Annotated in this window: 20 protein-coding genes; 3 read left to right on the top strand and 17 right to left on the bottom strand. The window is 49.5% G+C overall.

Annotation, left to right across the window (positions count from 1 at the left end; translation table 11 throughout):
• Window positions 1-266: 266 nt before the first annotated feature.
• From abc-f to FC96_RS02610, 8 genes are all read right to left on the bottom strand, one after another.
• A complete protein-coding gene (abc-f, locus tag FC96_RS02640; protein WP_056941913.1) occupies window positions 267-1,790 on the bottom strand; it encodes a ribosomal protection-like ABC-F family protein in 1,524 nt (507 codons plus the stop codon).
• 272 nt (window positions 1,791-2,062) lie between these two features.
• Complete coding sequence (locus tag FC96_RS12820) at window positions 2,063-2,239, bottom strand: hypothetical protein (protein WP_156403138.1); 177 nt, start codon at window positions 2,237-2,239, stop codon at window positions 2,063-2,065.
• The gene (locus FC96_RS02635) at window positions 2,239-2,931 is read right to left on the bottom strand and encodes an NAD(P)H-dependent oxidoreductase (RefSeq protein ID WP_056941912.1); all 693 of its coding nucleotides are present in this window, start codon (window positions 2,929-2,931) and stop codon (window positions 2,239-2,241) included. Before FC96_RS02635 ends, FC96_RS12820 begins: the two co-directional genes overlap by 1 nt.
• Before the next feature lie 18 nt (window positions 2,932-2,949).
• Entirely contained in the window at window positions 2,950-3,189 is a 240-nt protein-coding gene (locus FC96_RS02630) for a hypothetical protein (RefSeq protein WP_056941911.1), read from the bottom strand.
• 78 nt (window positions 3,190-3,267) lie between these two features.
• Window positions 3,268-3,468: a cold-shock protein gene (locus FC96_RS02625; protein WP_054659145.1), complete on the bottom strand. Its 201-nt coding sequence runs from the start codon at window positions 3,466-3,468 to the stop codon at window positions 3,268-3,270.
• A 151-nt stretch (window positions 3,469-3,619) separates the two neighbouring features.
• The gene (locus FC96_RS02620) at window positions 3,620-4,084 is read right to left on the bottom strand and encodes a GNAT family N-acetyltransferase (RefSeq protein WP_054659142.1); all 465 of its coding nucleotides are present in this window, start codon (window positions 4,082-4,084) and stop codon (window positions 3,620-3,622) included.
• 18 nt (window positions 4,085-4,102) lie between these two features.
• A complete protein-coding gene (locus tag FC96_RS02615) occupies window positions 4,103-5,059 on the bottom strand; it encodes a VOC family protein (RefSeq protein ID WP_056941910.1) in 957 nt (318 codons plus the stop codon).
• A gap of 81 nt (window positions 5,060-5,140) precedes the next feature.
• Window positions 5,141-5,461: a hypothetical protein gene (locus FC96_RS02610; RefSeq protein WP_054659140.1), complete on the bottom strand. Its 321-nt coding sequence runs from the start codon at window positions 5,459-5,461 to the stop codon at window positions 5,141-5,143.
• A 175-nt stretch (window positions 5,462-5,636) separates the two neighbouring features.
• On the opposite strand from FC96_RS02610, the gene FC96_RS02605 reads away from it, so the two are divergent.
• Window positions 5,637-8,258 carry a YfhO family protein gene (locus FC96_RS02605; protein WP_056941909.1) on the top strand — a complete coding sequence of 874 codons (2,622 nt, stop codon included), beginning with the start codon at window positions 5,637-5,639 and terminating at the stop codon, window positions 8,256-8,258.
• Window positions 8,259-8,309: 51 nt separating this feature from the next.
• Here the strand turns inward: FC96_RS02605 and mutY are convergent, their stop codons facing one another.
• Together mutY and FC96_RS02595 are read right to left on the bottom strand one after the other, a co-directional pair.
• Window positions 8,310-9,437: an A/G-specific adenine glycosylase gene (gene mutY / locus FC96_RS02600; RefSeq protein WP_056941908.1), complete on the bottom strand. Its 1,128-nt coding sequence runs from the start codon at window positions 9,435-9,437 to the stop codon at window positions 8,310-8,312.
• A gap of 4 nt (window positions 9,438-9,441) precedes the next feature.
• On the bottom strand, window positions 9,442-10,215 hold the full coding sequence (locus tag FC96_RS02595) for a MerR family transcriptional regulator (RefSeq protein WP_054659130.1): 774 nt from the start codon (window positions 10,213-10,215) through the stop codon (window positions 9,442-9,444).
• Window positions 10,216-10,318: 103 nt separating this feature from the next.
• On the opposite strand from FC96_RS02595, the gene FC96_RS02590 reads away from it, so the two are divergent.
• Together FC96_RS02590 and FC96_RS02585 are read left to right on the top strand one after the other, a co-directional pair.
• On the top strand, window positions 10,319-11,689 hold the full coding sequence (locus FC96_RS02590; RefSeq protein WP_056941907.1) for a peptide ABC transporter substrate-binding protein: 1,371 nt from the start codon (window positions 10,319-10,321) through the stop codon (window positions 11,687-11,689).
• Between the two features lie 22 nt (window positions 11,690-11,711).
• A complete protein-coding gene (locus FC96_RS02585; protein WP_054659124.1) occupies window positions 11,712-11,981 on the top strand; it encodes a hypothetical protein in 270 nt (89 codons plus the stop codon).
• Between the two features lie 143 nt (window positions 11,982-12,124).
• Here the strand turns inward: FC96_RS02585 and FC96_RS02580 are convergent, their stop codons facing one another.
• From FC96_RS02580 to lysA, 7 genes are read right to left on the bottom strand one after another with little or no spacing between them, the layout of a single operon-like run.
• Window positions 12,125-13,186 (bottom strand): aspartate-semialdehyde dehydrogenase, encoded by a 1,062-nt coding sequence (locus FC96_RS02580; protein WP_056941906.1) that lies wholly within the window; start codon window positions 13,184-13,186, stop codon window positions 12,125-12,127.
• A 21-nt stretch (window positions 13,187-13,207) separates the two neighbouring features.
• On the bottom strand, window positions 13,208-14,401 hold the full coding sequence (locus FC96_RS02575; protein ID WP_056941905.1) for an aminotransferase class I/II-fold pyridoxal phosphate-dependent enzyme: 1,194 nt from the start codon (window positions 14,399-14,401) through the stop codon (window positions 13,208-13,210).
• 37 nt (window positions 14,402-14,438) lie between these two features.
• The gene (dapB, locus tag FC96_RS02570; RefSeq protein WP_056941904.1) at window positions 14,439-15,218 is read right to left on the bottom strand and encodes a 4-hydroxy-tetrahydrodipicolinate reductase; all 780 of its coding nucleotides are present in this window, start codon (window positions 15,216-15,218) and stop codon (window positions 14,439-14,441) included.
• 2 nt (window positions 15,219-15,220) lie between these two features.
• Window positions 15,221-16,141 carry a 4-hydroxy-tetrahydrodipicolinate synthase gene (gene dapA, locus FC96_RS02565; RefSeq protein WP_056941903.1) on the bottom strand — a complete coding sequence of 307 codons (921 nt, stop codon included), beginning with the start codon at window positions 16,139-16,141 and terminating at the stop codon, window positions 15,221-15,223.
• Window positions 16,142-16,158: 17 nt separating this feature from the next.
• Window positions 16,159-17,313 (bottom strand): N-acetyldiaminopimelate deacetylase, encoded by a 1,155-nt coding sequence (locus FC96_RS02560; RefSeq protein ID WP_056942160.1) that lies wholly within the window; start codon window positions 17,311-17,313, stop codon window positions 16,159-16,161.
• Between the two features lie 5 nt (window positions 17,314-17,318).
• Window positions 17,319-18,029: a 2,3,4,5-tetrahydropyridine-2,6-dicarboxylate N-acetyltransferase gene (gene dapD, locus FC96_RS02555; protein WP_056941902.1), complete on the bottom strand. Its 711-nt coding sequence runs from the start codon at window positions 18,027-18,029 to the stop codon at window positions 17,319-17,321.
• A gap of 34 nt (window positions 18,030-18,063) precedes the next feature.
• A complete protein-coding gene (gene lysA / locus FC96_RS02550; RefSeq protein WP_056941901.1) occupies window positions 18,064-19,383 on the bottom strand; it encodes a diaminopimelate decarboxylase in 1,320 nt (439 codons plus the stop codon).
• Window positions 19,384-19,463 lie beyond the last annotated feature (80 nt).

Raw genomic sequence — 19,463 nt, 5'->3', positions numbered from 1 at the left:
TTCAACACCTCACCAATTAGTTCAAAATGTTCGTTGTATACCACTCATTATCCTCTAGGAAAGTGCCCAATTAAGCAAGCTACGAATTGAAGACCCCTTGATTCTTAGGCATTTTGAAGAACATGACCACCGTGACACTTGCGGTTAGCAAGTGCGATGACATGGTTCTTGCAATCTTATTTAAAACATCAGGATTTAAAACGCCTTGGTACTTTTCGGCACCAAGGCGTTTGCTCGTTCATGACGTCAAATTAATCTAAAACCTGTTACTTTAACTCGTTAATCTGCTTTGAAACCGCCAAGTAGGCATCCTCAATTTCTTGAGATGCTGAGTTAGTGCTCAACTGATCTAACAACTGAGCCTGCCGAAGTTGAAGCTGCATAAGGGTCGCCGTTCGATCCGGGGCTTTTTCAGCCACCTGATTGGCCGGCAACACCAACCGGTGATTTCCAATCCGGTAAATCGTGTCGGTCACCTGTCGTACAAACCAACGGTCGTGGGAGATGACAATTAACGTCCCACCGTAGTCGCGCAACATATCGGCGAGCGCCGTAACCGTCTCAACATCTAAAAAGTTGGTGGGTTCATCTAAAATTAAGCCGTTAATATCGCTGACTAGCAGCCTAGCTAGGGCCACCTTGACGCGTTCCCCACCACTCAGCACACTGATGGGTTTTGACCAAGTAGCAGCCGGAAAGCCTAGCCTTGCCAGCACCAACCGGATGACTTCCTGACTCTGAACAGCTGTGGCACTAACCGTTTCAATCAAGGTCACAGCCGGGTTCAAATCAGCTAAATTCTGGTGAAAGTAACCGAACTTGGCTAACGCCGACCACTTAATCTCGGGGACATTTGCAGTTAAAAGCGTCTCAATTAACGTTGTCTTCCCCGCCCGGTTAGGTCCTGTAATAGCAAGGTGCTGGCCCGCTTTTACCTTGAATGAGACGGCCTTGATTAAGGGCCGACTGCCAGCTTTAACCGTTAAGTCGTGAACGGTTAAAAGCGTGTTCCCAGCCAATTTTGGCGCATCCGGAACCTGCATCTTAATGGGTTTTTCGGCCTTAGGTCGGCCCACGTGATTCAGTTGGGCCAAACGTGACTCAGTGGCTTTGGCCACTTGGAAGCCCTTTTTACTCATTTTTTCAAAGTAGGGTTTTGAGCCGTGAACCTCTGACGTGCCACGTTTATTTTTAGGAACAACGGTGGCATGCTCAGCCCGTTGACGCTGAACCTCAGCAACTTTTTTGAGTCGTCGCTTTTCATCTCGGTATTGCTGATACTGCTTCTCATCCCGTTGTTGCTCAGTCTGGCGTTGCGCTATATACCCTTGATAGTTGCCCGGATATGAAACGATGGTTTCATTGTTTAACGCCCAAATTGTTGTGGCGACGCAATCAAGAAAATCACGGTCATGTGAAACCACCACAACAGCTCCTCGAAATCGACTCAGTTGTTGGGTCAGCCAGTGAATGGTGTCAATATCCAGATTAGCGGTGGGCTCATCCAGCAACAACACGTCAGGGTGCGTCGCCAGTGCCGCTCCTAGGGCCTTTTTGACCTGCTCACCGCCACTAAGGGCCGCCTTAGGTTGCAATTGTGGCACCAGCCTGGCCCTGACTTGAGGCTGAATCGCGCCGTTAGCGAGCAGGGTGAGAAACGTACTTTTACCGCTACCATTCCGACCAACCAGGCCAATTCGATCGCGATGATTCATTGTTAACAGTGGTGTTTTAAAGAGCGGACGCGCCCCAATTGTTTGGACCAGTGGTTGAACTTGAAATTCTGACATTAAAGTCACTCCTTTTAGTAAATTCGTTGGAAGTTAACTTTAAATTCACACGAAAAAAGCCCCCTATCGTTGATAGGCGGCAGACTTATCCCGTTTTATGGTCCGGTAGCGTCTGTAACCTATCGCCCAGCTAAAGAAACATCGTCTAACAACTAACGACTGTTCTCTCTAACAATTGCGTCAATAGGTTACTTATTTCATTGGTTCACACACCGGTCCCTCTCTTAGTTAATGGCCAAAGTATATCGAATTCGCCCACCAAAGTCAACGGCCTACCAATTAGCCGGATTCCAAGTGCGGCCATCCAACTCGCCGTTTAACTCGGTTAACCGCTGGTCAAGCGCTGTCACAACCACGGCTGTATCCGCTAAGAGCGCCTGATCGACAAACTTCGGCTGTTGGGATTGTAACTCTTTGAGAACGTCAATTAACCACGTCGTATTTTCCATCATTGATCCTCCGCATCACGAATCATGGCCAGCGTTGTCGTGAGATCACTGAGGTCCTGCTGACCGGTTTCTAAGGCCTCAATGACAAATCCAAGGCGCTGAGCTTGATCGGCAGGCAGTTGCGATTGCAAGACCTGCAATCGCGACACAGTCCAATCGACGTCATTAGCTAAGTGTCCGAGCGTGGGCTGACTAATCAATCGGCGATAACGCGTCAGTAGGTGCTGTTTTTGCGGTGCTGTCTGGCTCCCAAACCGATCAATAATAAAGGTTGGTAAAAACCGCATGCCGACTTTATTGGCCACCGCTTGAAAAGGTGCCGTTAACTGATCCAACGAAAACTGTTCGGGACGACCAACTGCGTAATTTTTTTCGGGGAGCCCCAGGCTGATCGCCAACCCAAGGTCCTTACCCACGAGGGCTCCACCCAAGCTAGGATAAGCGAACTGGCGCGTTAAAACCGCGTCTTGCCAGGCCTTTAGGCTAGCCGGTGCACTATACCAGTACAGGGGAAATTGAAAGATTATCCGATCATGAGCCCGCAATAGCGCCTGTTCGTGGTCAATATCATACGGCTGGTGGTCATCCAACACGTGCCAGGTGGCAGCTTCAGCTAACGCGCCGTGCTTTAAAAACTGCTGACTGTATGAATCCTCAATCCGTGGATGGGCCACTAAAATCAAAGTTTTCACGTTACCACCTCCCGTAGTTTATAAGATTGAAACAATTCCCCAAATTAGAAAGATCAAGCCGAGAATTCCCCAGTAAAAAACGCTCAGGTCCAGTTTTCGCAGACTCAAATACCCCAGTATGGCCCGGCCAAATAGGAAAGCGGCGGCCCCCATTAACGCGTACCCTTGATTAAGCCGGCCCAGACCACTAAGAATAAATAATCCAATGGTCACCACAACGATAACAATCATGACTGGGTTTTTAACGTAATTGTTCACACTCTCACCTTCACCATTTTAAATTTTGAAAATAAAAAAGCCGGCCACTGAAGTGACCGACTTTCACTTAATTTAACATTAAGCTGGTGTAACGTTAGCAGCTTGTGGGCCACGGTCGCCGTCTTCGACGTCCAAAGTAACCTTTTGACCTTCTTCAAGAGTCTTGAAGCCGTCAGCGTTGATTGCTGAGAAGTGAACGAAAACGTCTGAGCCGTTTTCCAAAGTGATAAAACCGTAACCCTTGTCAGCGTTGAACCATTTAACAGTACCTTGTTCCATAAGAATGAAACCTCCGTGCGCTTAGCGCTATTATATTTTGCATTTGAAACTTTTGAATAAAGGAGCCATTCTTATTAGAACGTTGTACCTTAATCCCGAAGCATAAATACATTAACCATAGAATACCAGCTAATCTCAAAAAGTGCAACAATTATCCCTTAATCTCCGCAACATTTAGAACCATATCCAAATGAGGAATCCCATCCTCAAGGTAAATGTCGCTGGTGGCCCGAAAACCGTACCGCTCATAAAACGTCTGAAGATAGGCTTGAGCCTGCGCCAATACTTGCTGCGCCCATGGAAACTCAAGGGTAACTTGGCGAAGCACCTCACTGACGAGTGAGCGGCCCAGGCCATCTTGCCGATGATCCGGGTCAACCACAACGCGGCCAATCCGAACGGCTGATTGATCAGGCTCGGGAATAATCCGCGCGTACGCGATCACTCGACCATTCGGATCCTTAGCAAAAACGTGCTTCGCCACCAAATCATCCGTATCTACTTCCTGATAATAACAGGTCTGCTCAACGACAAAAACTGCCACTCGTAAATGGTAAATCCAAAATAATTCCCGATTGGTTAAGTCGTCAAACGACTTTAGCTCAAACTGCGTCAAATTTGCGCCTCCTCTACGTTAGTCGGCCGTGTCAAACGGCGTCAACGACCGTTCAATGGCTGCCCGCTGCGCTTCCAAGAATGGTGGCAGTTCAAGTTTCTTGCCCGCATCCAAGTACGTTTCGTCTTCAAAAAATCCGGGTTCGTCGGTAGCTAACTCAAACAAGACCCGTGGGACCGGCCGGAAGTATTCGGATTCAAAGTAGTAGCGATTTCGGTAACCACTGTCTGGTAAGTCCGTCTGTTGAATCTTTTCAATCCAAGCCATCAACGTGTCGTGATTGGGGGTTCTAAAGGCCACGTGGTGCACGCCGCCCCAACCATATGAGCCTAGGTTAGCCGCCGGGTCCGCCACTACGACCAATTGCGCGCCGTGACCATTATTAGCCAGTTCAAATAACGTTTCGTTGTTTGAACTGGCAACCCGCTCGAACCCCATTAAGGTGGTTAGTACCGGTTCAATCGCGCCCAGATCATCCATCGTCACATAGACTGGACCCAAGCCCCGAATTGCCACTGCCTCATCCAGCGTCCCCAGTTTATTGTAGGCCCCCGCCAGACCGTGATTATGTTCATCTGAAATCAGTTGGTACTGTTGGTGATCAAAGTCCTCAAAGGGCAGCGTCAATGCCCCAAAGTGGCGATCAGGTAACCCGTAAGTCACCTCCAGATCACTAAACCGCTGCTGCCAAAATTCAATGGCCGCATCGTCTGGGACCCGTAATGAAATCCGGGAAATCATATGGTGGCCAGCGACATTCCATGAAACATCCTTGGTATCGAAGAACGTCAGATCCGTCCCTGGTAATCCCTGATCATCCGTAAAGTATAGATGGTACGTATCAATCGCATCTTGATTGACCGTTTTTTTAACCAGTCGTAACCCTAAAATTCGCGTCATAAAATCATATATTTTTGGTGCCGAACTCGTCATCGCCGTGACGTGATGAATTCCAGTTAGTTGAAAGTTTGCCATAACCGCACTCCTTTGTCGCGTGTCCTATTTGTAGCTTAATTAATACCACAGACAACTAAAAAAAGGGTGACAAAAGCTCATTTAGCCGCGGACGACTAACTCAATTTGGCCCTTTTGGGGAGCAAAGTTAATTTTTAAAAGTGGTTCTTTTAATATCTTAGCGTATTCGTCTAATACATCATCTGGAAGTGGCGTGTGGTCCGCCAAGGCCGTCAAAACATCATCAGCGGACTCCAGTTGCGCCATGTCCAAAAACAAGTGAATGTTGCTCACCGTGTCCCGAAATAGGTCAGTCAACAATCCGTTGGGCTTGCCTGCCAGGTCCGTAATGACTACTTGTTTGCTGGCAAACCCCCGGTGGTTAACGTTCACCATCTTTAATACATCGAATAGATTATCCATGCCGTCTGACCCCTTCTCTAATCAATTTATCATTGCTGTCATTATACACGAAATTCAAGGCTGTCCTCATCGCAATGACCAGTTTCTATTAAAACTTCGAAAATAACTGGTAAAACCGTGTAAAATGATAACGTAGCTTATTTTAATCAACTATCGTTTTTGAGGAGAAATTGACATGCATTCAACGCATCACACGCCACACCGGATTCCGACTTGGCTACTACTATTGCTGGCCTTCGGACTACCGTTATTGATTACAGGCATCGTATTTGCCATTAACCACATTGCCCCGTTTGGCAATAACGTCTTGATGTTCAGTGACGGTGGTGCCCAGTATGTGCCATTTTTCAGTCGCTTTCGGGCTGACTTATTGGCGGGCCATTTACCCACTTATTCCTTCGCCCTATCACTTGGGGATAATACCATCCCGCTCTTAGCTTACTACTTGATGAGTCCGTTCAACTTGTTACTCCTAGCTTTCCCGGCCAATCAAGTCCCACTGGCGCTAAGCGTGATACTGATGCTCAAGATTGCAACAATTGGCTTAACTGCCTCCATTTATTTCAAATTCACTTACCGAGAAAACCGCCTGGCGAGCGTCTTGTTTTCGACCGCCTTTGCGCTTTGCGGCTTCGTCGCCGGTTATTATTACACCATCATGTGGCTGGATGCCTTGATACTGCTGCCTTTAGTAATGCTTGGGGTCCAACGGTTCGTCACCTATAAGCGGGCCGACCTGTATGTGATCACCCTGTGGTTGACCTTGGTGACCAACTACTATCTGGGCTACATGACCTGTCTTTTTGTTGTTTTATACTTTGGCTACTTATTGGTTGCCGACCGTCAACCGCAAGAAGGCTGGCGCCGGTTTATCAGTCGCCACTTACGACAAATTGGCCACTTCTTATTAGTTTCTATCTTTAGCGGCCTGATGAGCTTTTGGTTATTGTTGCCCACTCTTTTGGGAATGATGAAAACGGGCAAGGCTTCCCTCAATTGGGTAAGCTGGTTGCCGTTTCCATCCTTTGGGCCAGAGGTCCTCGCCCAACTCGGAATGGGCGCCAATACTTTCTTAGACCGGAAGTTCCACGCGCCCTCCGTCTTCGTGGGAAGCTTTGTCTTAATCCTTTTAGTGGGTTACTTCCTTTCCCAGCAAATTCAGCATCAAGCTAAACGACGCAGTGCTTGGTTCTTAACACTTCTTGGACTGGGAATGCTACTCACAACTCTTAATACCGTTTGGCACGCCTTTCAACAACCTCAGGGGTTCCCGTTCCGGCAAGTCTACTTTTTCTCGTTTATGTGTATCGTATTAGGCTACGAAACGTGGCGAACACGACCAGCTCAATCGTTTACCCGCCGGCAACGACAACTGGCCCTTTGGATTCCAACTGGTCTTATTGGCGTGGGGTACCTAGCTGATTGGACCATTCCAAACCTCATTTTCGGGATTTTTCACGATCCAGGTTTGCCTTACTACTATCTGAGCAACCAGCAACCCTACACCTCATTACTCATGAGCGTTGTGGCAATTGGCCTCACTTGGTTAGCCATCTTTCACCTCAGGAATCGGCGGGTTCAAGCAGCGGCTTTGACCTTGGTAGTCGGCGTTGAACTGGGGGGCAACTATCTGGTTAATATGACCAATGCCGGATACGGCTCTGCCAGCCTCTACGCCACTCGGTACCAGACCGAAAAAGCGATGCTTGCCCCGTATCAAAATAGTGCGGATTTTTCACGAATTGACACCACTGCTTCACTACTTAACGGGGTGCGAATCGACAAATTGAACAGTTATAACGACCCCGTTTTATTTGGCTATAACGGATTGACCTCCTACAGTTCAACGTTAAATGATCAGACCCGGCAAATGCTTAGGGACCTCGGCTTATTTAGTCGAAATGCTCGGCGAATCGGTTCTCCGGGAACCACACCAGTCACTGACCTGCTATTTGGGGTGGCCCATCGACTGGACTTCTTAACGGACAACACCGTCGCAGTCACCCAACCGACATCCTTTGCTGGAACAGCGTACTTTGTGCCTAAGGCTGTCAATCGGGTTCAACTCCAACCCAAGCAAGCCTTCACCAACCTTGAGACAATTATGCAGGCGCTTTCGCCTCGGGGCAGTACCTATCTGACTGACGTTTCCCACCTAGTTTCAACCAAGAAAGACCGGCATGACGGCCTAAGTGACTATCGATTCACCTTTACCGTTCGCCATTCTGGCCCACTGTTTTTCTATCCAGCCAACGGGACTCAGGTTCAATACACCAATCTGACCGTGAATGGCCACGTCAAGAACCGAAACGTCGCCGATGATTTTAGTCCGGCCGTTAATCCACTTGGCACGTTCAAGGCTGGGGATAAAGTCACCGTCGCCATCACCGGCCACCCGCAGGATCAACGCCGCAACTACCAATTCGCAACACTTGATATCGCGGCGGTCAACCGGGTTGCTGACCGTCTGGCTGCCCAACCGGTAACGGTCAAACAGACCCGGTATAACGCCCTCACGATTTCAGCTCAAACATCATCCGCTCGCTTGTTATACATGAGCATTCCGGCTGACGAAGGCTGGCAGCTCACCGTTAACCATCGGCCAGTCCAGCCCACCAAGCTCATAAACGGCATGATGGGCGTTCAATTGCCAAAAGGCCATGCCACCGTTAAACTGGCCTATAAAGTGCCTGGTTTAACCGCTGGTATCCTAGCGAGTCTCATTGGACTCATTGGTTTTGCCTGGACCCAGTGGCGCACTCGTAGACGACTGCACAACCAACAATCAGTCGATTAAACCGGTATATCATTCATCGAAAAAAGACGGGGCAGCCCGTCTTTTTTAATCCTATTCCATGAGTTTTAAGGCTCGCGCTTGGTCAAAAAGTTTTGTTTGAACCTTCGGAAAAGCCGTTTTTGCCACTGCCTTTGGCGTTAGCCATTGCCCGGGAAAGTAACTTAAATCGGCATCGACTGCTAGGTCTGCCACAACCAGTGAAATGCGCCACTTTCGGTGGGTAAAAGTATGAGTGACCTGCTGCCCACCCGTAAATCCGATCGCCGTCAATGCTAATTTGAACTCGTCCATCGCCCACTTTTGAAGGGCCCGACTGAGGTCCGATTCCAGCACTAGGTCCCGTTCGGAAGCGGCCTGTAATTCAGCGACATCCACCATGGGGAAGGTCCAAAACCCCGCGAGTAGCCCCGAATTTGGGCGCTTAAGCAGCAAGAGTTGGTCCCCCCGACGAATCACTAACGCTAACAAGTCTACCGGAACTGGGCGAGGCTTTTTGGTCTTAACGGGAAACTGGTCTTCAATGCCATCCAAATAAGCTTGGTTAAACGCCTTGACCGGGGAGTGGGCTGAATCCGGGTTCTTAGCCGTCATATAGCTTGAGCCAAGATCCATAATCGCTTGATTAAAGTCACCCGGTCGGTCCGCTGGCATCATGCGCTGAATGGCGGCTTCAAATACGGACCGCGTTTTGGGCTTCGCAATATCATCGTCGATTTCTAATAAGCGCGAAAATACCCGAAAGGCGTTCCCATCAACTGCAGGAACGGGCTGACCAAAAGCAATCGAGGCAATCGCCCCCGCCGTATAGGGACCGATGCCTGCCAGTTCTCGAAGACCTTCAGCAGTCGTCGGCCAAACACCGTGGTGATCAGTAACCAACTGTTGGGCCGCCCGCTGTAAGTTCCGGGCTCGTGAATAATAGCCGAGCCCCTCCCAAGCTTTCATTAGGTCGCTTTCCTTAGCGTTAGCCAGGGCTTCAACCGTTGGAAACTGCGCCATAAACCGTTCGTAGTACGGAATGACCGTTTGAACCTGTGTTTGCTGTAGCATAATTTCTGAAATCCACACATGGTATGGCGCGTGATCACGACGCCAAGGTAAGTCCCGCTTTTCCTTGTCGTACCAAGCTAATAGGGTTTCTTGAAACGCCTTAATTTTTGATGGCGACCATTCAATCATCTCGTCAACTCCGAACTTTGATTAATATTTTAACGATCTTGGGGGCTAACGGCGACTCACCCACCGTCGTTTGGACCGGGGTCTGGTAGAAGCTGTCGCCCAGAATTAGTCGGTGGTCGTGAGCATAGTCATGCATGCTTTGAAATGCGGTCTCAGCCGGCTGATCGCCAGCTCGATAACTCAACAGGTAACGGCCAGCCGGTAACGTCACATCCGCCTCGTGGCTAGTTCCCTCAGTCAACGGGGTATACACCGCATTGACCGTCGCCTCCCCACGCCGGACGCGCTGCCCAACCACGATTGGCGATGGCATGGTCCCAGCCAAAACGTACCGGTTAACATGCTTCACCACTAACGCGGCCAGGTCATCACTGGTTTTGGGGCGTGGTGTGACGAGTAAGGGGGCGATTGTGCGGTCAACTTCTGTGATTCGGCCGAGAACCACCTGAGCGGCTGTTTCAAGCCGCGTCAGGCTCTCTGAGACCCGCTCTTGAGCCAGAACCAACTGATTAATTTGGGCCTCTAACAACCGTTGTTGTTGCCGCAGAGCACTTTGGTAGTCAGTCGGCCGGGATGCCGGCGACGCTTTGCTCAGTTGATTTAAGCTAAAACACAGTTGCCAGTCATTAATTTGACCAAGTGAGTACCACTTATGGCCGTTATTTTCCCGGTACTCAGGTTGAAATAATCCGCGTTTATCGTAGGTGTCCAGTAGGTGCCGGTCAATGTGAAGCATCTCGGCAAACTGGCCAGCTGTTAAGTATTTTTCATCGTTCATTTGGACTCCTCGTTTCCCAATCAGCTCGTCGCTCGACTTGACAAGCTGTTACTTGTTTCTTATCATCAATTAAAATTAACGTTTTCATGAAAGGTTGTCGCTCATGAAATTAACTCGGTTAAAAATCGGCGCCCTTGGGCTAATGACCCTTGCCCTGACCGGTTGCCAAGCCCCTAAAACATCGCAGTCAAACACCGATAATAAGGGGCTGATGGTTCACAACCAAAATGTGCATATTATTGAAAATACCCGCTTGAGCACTGTCGATATTTCAAAAGTGGCTAGCTTTAGAATGCTGACCAGTTCGACTGAGGGACTCTTCCGATTGGGTAAAAACGGCCATGTGGCACTTGGCCTTGCCGAATCATATAAGGTCTCTCACGCGGGCACACAATACGTCTTTAAACTCCGACCTAATGCGCGATGGAGCAATGGTGAGCCGATTAACGCTCAGGATTTCGTCTATTCATGGCGACGAACCGTCACCCCAAGCACCCACTCCGTCAACGCAAACATGTTTGACGGCATTAAAAATGCGGCCGCCATTCGGGAGAAACGATTACCAGCCAATCAGTTAGGGGTCAAAGCAACGGCTAAAAAGACGCTAAAAATCACCTTGGACCACCCGATTTACTACTTTACGCGACTCTTGGCCTACCCCCTATTTGCGCCTCAGCATCAAGGAATGGTCGCCACGTATGGCAAGCAATACGGACAAAGTGCTGCTCATCAACTGTACAGCGGGCCGTTTAAGCTCGTCAAGTGGCACCATAATGCGAACAGTCGGACCCTAGAACCGAACCCTTATTACTGGGATCGTCGGCACGTCTATCTACACTCGCTGACGTTTACTTGTTCAAAATCGCCTCAGCAGAATTTAGCGCAGTTTCGGGCTGGAAAAGTCGCCGAGATTCAGCTCATCGGTGATCAAATTCCTAAGAACGAAGGCGACACTGATTACGTGGTTCGGCCATTCGCACTCATGCGATTTATCTCGTACAATTTTAACACAGCTGACAAAACGATCAGAAAACTGATTCACATTCGGGCTGCTCGGCTCGCAATTACCCATGCCATCAACCGTAACGACTTAATTGATCACGGCATTAAGACCGCTTCACTCGCGCCCCGCGGCTTCGTGCCAGCAGGACTGACCAACAATAACCGGACAAACGCTGACTTTGCGGATCAAAATAAATACCCGGGGTTCGTCCGAGACAATCGTCCGAAAGCCCGACAAGAATGGCTTCAAGCCAAAAAAATATTGGGGAAAAAAGACGTGACGATCAATCTGACTACCCCCAACGATCCCACTAGTTTAGCCGCTGCCCAAAATCTTCAAAAGCAGTTGCAGGACACACTGCCGGGTCTGACGGTCAAGGTGGTCTCGTACCAGTCAGACAATACCGCCAACGTAGGTCTAAGTGGCCATTATCAATTACTGCTAACTGGTTGGGGGGGCCGACTATCCTGACCCGTTAGCCTTCTTCCAAATTATGACAACCAATAGCCAGTACAATTTTGGGCACTGGCACAACGAATACTACGACAAGCTGGTTTCTGAAGTTACCGAATACCGAACAGATAATCCAGAGACCCGCTGGCAACAAATGGTTCGCGCTGAAAACTTGTTAATGAAGGATCAACCGGTTGTCCCTTTGTACCAGCAAGCAAATTCATACTTAACGAACCCCCGTCTCAACGGGGTCGTTTATAACGTGAGTGGCGTACCCACCGATTATAAGAGTGCCTACTTGGTCAAATAGCCTCATTTTTAAGCTCACAAAAAGCGTTCCGACTGAACATAAGTCAATCGGAACGCTTTTTTGCTATTGCTAATGGTGGTTAGCTAGCGTCAATTTTTTAATTTTGATTTGAGAAATCGATTGTCACTCATTACCGCAGTTTCTTATGGCACCCGAACTAAATCATCCGCAACTAAGCGTTCAGCGATCTGGACCGTGTTCCACGCAGCGCCCTTTAACAGGTTGTCAGAAACGACCCACATGTTAAAAGCCCCTTTATTTTCTTGATCTGGACGAACCCGACCCACAAAGGTTTCCCGACTCCCCTCAGCCAAAATCGGTTGCGGATAAATCTGGTGATCGGGATCGTCTTGCAGCGTCACGCCTGGCGCATCTGCTAGTTTCTGTTGTAGCTCAGGAGTCGTGGCGCTATCATCAGCAACTTCAAAGTAAACTGATTCACCATGACCCACAGCAACGGGAACCCGAACGCAGGTAGCCGTCACCTTGATGTCGGGCGCATCCATGTCACCGAGCATAATCTTCTTAGTTTCGTGAATCATCTTCCACTCTTCGTGGGTGTAACCATCATCTTCAAAAACATCAATTTGTGGCAGTAAGTTAAATGCTAGTGGGTAGTGCTTCTTATCGCCCTTCGTTGGCAGGATCTCGGCGTGCATTTCCTGACCATCCAAGTGTTCTTGTGCTTCTCGGTCTAGTTCATTCCAGGCCGACTGGCCAGCCCCCGAAGCGGCTTGGTAGGTGGACACAATCACGCGGTTCAACCCGTATGCGGCTCGAATCGGTTCCAACGCCACAACCATCTGAATCGTTGAGCAGTTGGGATTTGCAATAATGCCCTTGTGTTGATACAGCGCTTGCTCGTTAACTTCCGGCACCACAAGTGGGACTTCCGGATCCATCCGAAAGGCACTAGTGTTGTCCACACAAACGGCCCCACGCTTAACAGCCTCTGGCAGGAACTTCTTTGAAACTCCACCACCAGCCGACGCCAAAACTAAATCAACGCCGTCGAAAGAATCATTGGTCGCTTCTTCAACAACCACGTCCTGGCCTCGAAATTGACGGGTTTCCCCCGCTGAGCGGCTTGAAGCCAGTAACTTAATCTGACCGACCGGAATTGTGGAATCGGCCAACTGTTGAATTAGCCGTGTCCCGACGGCTCCCGTAGCCCCTAAAATTGCAACCGTTAAATCCTTACTCATTTTATAACGCTCCCATCAAATTTACTGAACTTCTGCCGTCGCCGTCAAAAAATCTTTCATTCGGGTCATGGCTACTGCTAGTGCTGCGTCGGATGCCGCATACGAGAACCGAATATAGCCCTCTCCGCCAGCACCAAAAGCACTACCAGGTGTCCCGCCAACCTTTGCTTCATTAGCTAGTCTCTCAGCAAAAGCCACATCATCCGTCCCGAACTGGTCAGGGATCTTGGCGAAGATGTAAAACGCGCCCTCCGGCGAAACGGTCGAGACCCCCATATCAGCTAACGCCGTCGTGATAAAGTCGCGCCGACGTTGGTAAATGGCCTTCGCCTCAATCGGGTCCTGATCACCATTGTTCAACGCTTCCGCTGCAGCTGCTTGTGCCGGGTTAGACGGTGACGTGACCATAAACGCATGCATTTTCGTCACGTTTGCGATGAAGGCTTTAGGGCCAACAACGTATCCCATCCGGTACCCGGTCATGGCGTGGGACTTGGACAACCCGTTAATCAAAACGGTCCGTTCTGGAATTAATTTGGCAATCGAAAAATGGTCAACACCATAGGTTAATTCACTATAAATCTCGTCTGAAATGACAAACAGCCCGTGGTTGGCAATCACTGTTGCTAACCCTGTGATAACATCCTGCGGGTATTCTTTCCCGGTCGGATTACTTGGATAGTTCAACAAAACGGCCTTAACAGCGTCGCCTTCTGCTTGCAACGTCTGTTCCAATTTTTCTGGCGTCAAGACAAAGTCGTCCTGTGACGTATCGACCATGACAGGGGTTGCCCCGGTAATGGTAATAATTGGAAAATACAACGCAAAGGTTGGGGTTGGTACAATGACCTTATCCCCAGGGTTTAACATGGTCAACGTGGTCGCGGTCAATGCCTCAGTTGCGCCCACCGTCGCAATAATTTCCGTATCAGGATCGTAGGTTAACCCCTGGCTCCGTTTAAGAAACCCACTGATTGCTTGACGCAACGCGAGGGTGCCTTTTTGGGCCGAGTAGTGCGAATCATTTTCGGCAATACTTGCGATTGCAGCCTGTTTAACGTGCTCCGGGGTATTGAGATCCGGCTCACCAATCGTTAATTTGACGATCCCAGGAATTGCCGATATCCGTTGGTCAAACTCCCGAATACCGGAGGGTCCAACTTGGTTTAACCGCGAGTTGACGCGGTTGGTTAGTTCATTTGCCAGTTCTGGCATGGCCTTCACTCCTTTTGATTCTAACATTATAAAACAATTAGAGCACTTTTTCGAGCCCCACAACTAATTCGTTGAGGTGGCGAACTTTCTGCAAGGCCACTTTGACGCCTTTCATGAAGGAGCTCCGGTCAAATGAATCTTGACGAATTGTGAGGGCCTCACCAGCCCCGCCGAACAAAACTTGTTCATGCGCGACATATCCCGGTAGCCGAACCGCGTGAATTTTGATGCCATGGTAGTCACCACCGCGAACATGTGCTAAGGTTTCGTGCTCGTCTGGATTTCCTTGTTGATGTGCTGGACGAACCGCATCAATTAACTTGGCCGTATTTAGCGCAGTCCCGGATGGCGCGTCTTTTTTATTGTCATGGTGCATTTCAATGATTTCAACGTCTGGAAAATAGGCCGCTGCTTCTTGGGCAAACTTCATCAAGAGAACGGCAGACAACCCAAAGTTTGGCGCAATTAACCCACCGAGGTGCTGGCTAGCTGCCCGTTGCTGAAGGTCAGCAACCTGCTCATCAGTGAGGCCGGTTGTCCCGATAACGGGCGAGATACCATGGTCAATCGCAAATCGCGTGTTGGGATAAACCGCCTCCGGTAAGGTAAAATCAACCCAGATCTCAGCATCCGTCGTAATGCTCGATAACTGGTCAAAAACGGTGACAGTGGCGGGTAATCCGTATGCTGACGGATCAGTTGACGTCACGCCTGGTGCGAAAACGGCGGTTAGTTCGAAGCCGTCGGTCTGATTGACCAGAGCAACTGCTTGTTGACCCATGGCCCCGGTAAATCCAGCTACTAATACTTTTGTCATGATTAAACTCCTAACTCTACGGCAACTTGGTGAATCAAGGCATCGCTTGCCAGCCCCAACCGGTCGGCTAATTGCTGCTTTTCAGCGTCGTTTAACGCCAGGATGGGTAACCGACAATCGCCGGTCTGATAGCCCTGAGCGTTTAAGACCGCCTTAACTGGCGACGGCGATGGAAACATGAAGAGCGCTTGCATCTTAGGCGTTAGCCGTCGTTGCAGTTGGCCCGCCGTTGCAAAATCGCCCGCGTATAAGGCATCATACATGGCCCGAATTTGAGCGCCATAAACGTGAGCTGCCACGGAGATTACACCCGCGCCACCGACTGTCCGGGCTGCAAGAGCCTGAGCATCTTCGCCGCTATACACCATGAAGTCATTAGGTGTGTGTTCGACCAAGTATTCGATATCTTCAATTGAAGTACACTGCTTAACCCCAGCAATCATTGGGTTCTGAGCAAGTTCGACGATGGTATCATTTGCCATCGTCACCCCGGTTCGACCCGGAATATTATACATGATAATTGGCATTTCAGATTGTTCGGCCACGGCGGTAAAGTGGGCGACTAATCCTCGTTGATTGGGCTTATTATAGTATGGCACAACGACCAGTCCCATATCGATACCATCAATGTGACTCACTTTGGCATTAAATTCAGCCGTCTCGCGGGTATTGTTGCTCCCTGTACCAGCGACCACGGGGACCCGGCCGGCAACGATGGCGGCAAACCGGGTGTAGAGCTCGATCTTTTCGTCGTGGGTAAGAGTAGGCGTCTCCCCAGTTGTCCCGCCGATAATGAACCCCCGAGAACCCGTCTCAATCAGGTGGTCCGTCAATTGAGCTAAACTTTCATAATTAATGTGATCCTGAGCATCAAATGGGGTCACGATTGCCGTCATTAAATCTGCATTTTCAAAACTTGTCATAAGTCTCAACCTCTTTCTTAGTTCTGAGTCATTCTGTCAGTTAAAAAACCAGTAATCGCGTTGACGCCACTTTGGATTGCCCGTTCATCAGGGTTCAAGGTCGCCGAGTGAAGTTGCGACTTATCTTCAACCCCTAGCCAAAACATCGTCCCAGGAATTTTTGATAGGAGGTAACCAAAGTCTTCCCCCGTCATAGCCGGTTTGGTTTCAATGTACGTCACGTCTGGCGCGCCCTTCATGTACCGAATCAGGTTCTTGGTCAGCGCGGGATTATTTTCAACCGGGAGATAGCCACCTTGATTCAGAGTCACTGTAACCTCTGCGTTATACGACCGGGCGATTCCTTCTCCGACGTCTTTTAGCCGCCCATCAATGCGTTCAATCATTGCCTGGGTCAGGCCGCGAATAGTCCCTTCAATATGCGCTGAACCGGCAATAACGTTTCGAATTGTGCCGGCTTCCAACTTGCCTAGGGTGATAACGCCCCCTTCAATCGGATCAATACTGCGAGACACGATGGTCTGAACTTGACCTATCAATTGCGCAGCGGCCACCACCATATCATTGGCATCTTGGGGGTAAGCCGCATGACCACCCTTTCCAACCAAATCAATGTTGACTTCAGTTGTCCCCGCAAATAAGGTCCCCATCCGAACGCCAATCGCACCAGCTGGTAAGTCCGGATTGTCGTGGAGACCATAAAATTCATCCGGTCGCCATTTGCCTTGAAACACGCCCAACTCATAGGCTAACTTACCGCCGTTGCGGCTCTCTTCAGCCGGTTGAAAAAAGAAAACTAGGTTATCTTCAGGCTGATGCTCACTGAAATAACTGAGGATTCCTAATGCCACCGTCATGTGAATATCATGCCCACAAGCGTGCATGACTCCCGGATTTTTTGAGGCAAACGGCAATCCAGTCTGTTCACTCACTGGTAGCGCATCAATATCCGTTCGATACCCAATCGTGCGTTTTGGTTGCCGTCCAGCCACGCGGACCAACAGAGCCGTCGGTAATTCGGGGATCGTTTTAACGGTGATAAACCGCTGGTCTAAGCCGTCAATAATCCGTTTTAAGTACGCATGCGTGCGTTTTTCCGCTAGCGCCAACTCTGGAATTGCATGCAGGTCGCGCCGAATTTGAATTAACCGATCCTCTGTTAGTACAGCCATTTTCATCACAACTTTCTTAAATCGTCTTCTAGTCCCGTCTTTGATTCTGTCTTGCCATCCACATCTTTTATGTAGCGTGCCGGTACCCCAGCAACCACCGTATGAGGGGCTACGTCTTGGGTAACAACCGCCCCAGCGGCCACCACTGCATCGTCACCAATCTGGACGCCTTCAAGAACAACAGCATTAGCGCCAATCATCACGTTGTCACCAACGCGAACCGGTTGGGCTGACGCAGGTTCCACGACCCCGGCTAACACGGTCCCGGCACCGATGTGACTGTGTTTTCCAACGATGGCTCGGCCGCCAAGAACGGCCCCCATGTCAATCATGGAGCCCTCGCCAATTTCAGCACCGATGTTAATCAGCGCCCCCATCATAATGACAGCATTATCGCCAATCAAAACTTGATCACGAATAATGGCGCCAGGTTCAATACGGGCATTGATCGGCTTAAGATCCAGTAACGGCACCGCCGAATTACGGGTCACATTTTCGACCTCGTAATCAGTAATCACCACATCATTTGCTGCTAAAAATGGTTCAACATCGGCCCAGTCACCAAACACCACGCCCGTTGTTGTTTCAATAAACGCCTTCACCGTTGCTGGGACCTTTAGCTCTCCAAGTTGGCCCTTGAGGTAGACCTTCACGGGGGTTTTCTTAGGGGCGTTACCAATAAAATCAATAATCTCTTGCGCGTTTAACTGTGCCATTGAGTGAAATCTCCTTTTCATATAATAGGAAGTTTTAGTCTGTTGAAGGACGATACGGCTGATCTAACCGCGTCAAATCAGCGAGTGTTTCACGTTTGATGACCAACTGGGCCTGCCCTTTTTCGACAAACACAACGGCCGGCCGTGGATTCCGATTATAATTTGATGCCATCGAGTAGCCGTAAGCGCCAGTGTCCAGCATCACTAAGACGTCGCCAGGCTGACTTTCAGGAAGTGGTTGTTGGTCAATCAAGATATCACCTGATTCACAATACTTACCGGCGACATGAACCGTTTCAACTGGTTCCCCCATCGGGTTGTCAGCCAAAACTGCTTCATATCCCGCTTGATACAGTGCTGGGCGAATGTTGTCACCCATTCCACCATCGACCGTTAAGTATGAGGTTAACCCTGGTACATCTTTTCGGGAGCCAATTGTGTAGAGGTTGTACCCGGCAGGGCCAACAATTGAACGGCCTGGTTCAATCCAAATTGCCGGTAGGTCAAGCCCATGATCGCTAGCGCTCTGTTTAATCGTTTTGATAATGGCATCCACAAACGCTTCTGGTGCAATGGGATCATCAGCTTGAGTATAGCGGATTCCAAAGCCACCACCAACGTTGATAACGCTTGGCTGATAACCATACTGGTCACGCCAATCACTGGCAACTTGGACCAGTTTTTCAGCCGCCATTTGAAAGCCGTTCAGTTCAAAAATCTGAGACCCAATGTGCGCGTGAATCCCAATCATGTTCATCCGTGGGTTCTTCAGCACGGTTTGGAGGGCGCGGGCCGCCTGACCGGAATTGAGGTCAAACCCAAACTTGCTGTCCTCCTGACCGGTCTGGTCATACTCGTGAGTGTGGGCCGAAATCCCCGGGGTAATGCGAAGCATCACCCGAACTGCTGTGTTCGCCTCAGCTAACACAGCATCTAACAACTCAATTTCGTGGAAGTTATCTAATACGATGACACCAACGTGTTGGGCCACTGCTAATTCCAGTTCTTCTCGGGATTTGTTGTTTCCATGAAAGCTAACGTTTGCCATTGGAAAGCCCGCTTGCATGGCGGTGTATAGTTCACCTGCCGAAACGACATCAATGTGGCCACCCTCTTGGTCAACTACCTGGTACATCGCAATTGCTGCGAATGCCTTGCTGGCATAACTGACCGCGTATGACACGCCGTTATCTTCAAAAACTGATTTAAATCGTCTGATTTGATCCCGAATCTTAGTCACATCGTACGCCACGAGCGGGGTCTGAAATTCCTCAGCTAACTGACTTGCAGCGACTCCGCCGATCGTTAACTGACCGGCTGCGTTTTGTTGGTTGATTGATAATTGTTCACTCATAAGTGACCTCCAGAGATTTCAAGTTTTTCGAAGGGATAAAAAAATGGGACCCTTTGTTTGCGCACAAACAAAAGGATCCC

The sequence above is a fragment of the Secundilactobacillus kimchicus JCM 15530 genome (assembly GCF_001433995.1).
GTDB classification, from domain to species: Bacteria; Bacillota; Bacilli; order Lactobacillales; family Lactobacillaceae; genus Secundilactobacillus; species Secundilactobacillus kimchicus.
Note: the sequence above shows the minus strand (reverse complement) of the source record. Positions and strands in the feature narration are given on the sequence as shown.

Bases quoted from the DNA above. Each gene is read 5' to 3' on its own strand.
- abc-f (WP_056941913.1), bottom strand. From the start codon at position 1,790: ATGTCAGAATTTCAAGTTCAACCACTGGTCCAAACAATTGGGGCGCGT.
- FC96_RS12820 (WP_156403138.1), bottom strand. From the start codon at position 2,239: ATGGAAAATACGACGTGGTTAATTGACGTTCTCAAAGAGTTACAATCC.
- FC96_RS02625 (WP_054659145.1), bottom strand. From the start codon at position 3,468: ATGGAACAAGGTACTGTTAAATGGTTCAACGCTGACAAGGGTTACGGT.
- FC96_RS02615 (WP_056941910.1), bottom strand. From the start codon at position 5,059: ATGGCAAACTTTCAACTAACTGGAATTCATCACGTCACGGCGATGACG.
- FC96_RS02610 (WP_054659140.1), bottom strand. From the start codon at position 5,461: ATGGATAATCTATTCGATGTATTAAAGATGGTGAACGTTAACCACCGG.
- FC96_RS02605 (WP_056941909.1), top strand. From the start codon at position 5,637: ATGCATTCAACGCATCACACGCCACACCGGATTCCGACTTGGCTACTA.
- mutY (WP_056941908.1), bottom strand. From the start codon at position 9,437: ATGATTGAATGGTCGCCATCAAAAATTAAGGCGTTTCAAGAAACCCTA.
- FC96_RS02595 (WP_054659130.1), bottom strand. From the start codon at position 10,215: ATGAACGATGAAAAATACTTAACAGCTGGCCAGTTTGCCGAGATGCTT.
- FC96_RS02590 (WP_056941907.1), top strand. From the start codon at position 10,319: ATGAAATTAACTCGGTTAAAAATCGGCGCCCTTGGGCTAATGACCCTT.
- FC96_RS02585 (WP_054659124.1), top strand. From the start codon at position 11,712: ATGACAACCAATAGCCAGTACAATTTTGGGCACTGGCACAACGAATAC.
- FC96_RS02580 (WP_056941906.1), bottom strand. From the start codon at position 13,186: ATGAGTAAGGATTTAACGGTTGCAATTTTAGGGGCTACGGGAGCCGTC.
- FC96_RS02575 (WP_056941905.1), bottom strand. From the start codon at position 14,401: ATGCCAGAACTGGCAAATGAACTAACCAACCGCGTCAACTCGCGGTTA.
- dapB (WP_056941904.1), bottom strand. From the start codon at position 15,218: ATGACAAAAGTATTAGTAGCTGGATTTACCGGGGCCATGGGTCAACAA.
- dapA (WP_056941903.1), bottom strand. From the start codon at position 16,141: ATGACAAGTTTTGAAAATGCAGATTTAATGACGGCAATCGTGACCCCA.
- FC96_RS02560 (WP_056942160.1), bottom strand. From the start codon at position 17,313: ATGGCTGTACTAACAGAGGATCGGTTAATTCAAATTCGGCGCGACCTG.
- dapD (WP_056941902.1), bottom strand. From the start codon at position 18,029: ATGGCACAGTTAAACGCGCAAGAGATTATTGATTTTATTGGTAACGCC.
- lysA (WP_056941901.1), bottom strand. From the start codon at position 19,383: ATGAGTGAACAATTATCAATCAACCAACAAAACGCAGCCGGTCAGTTA.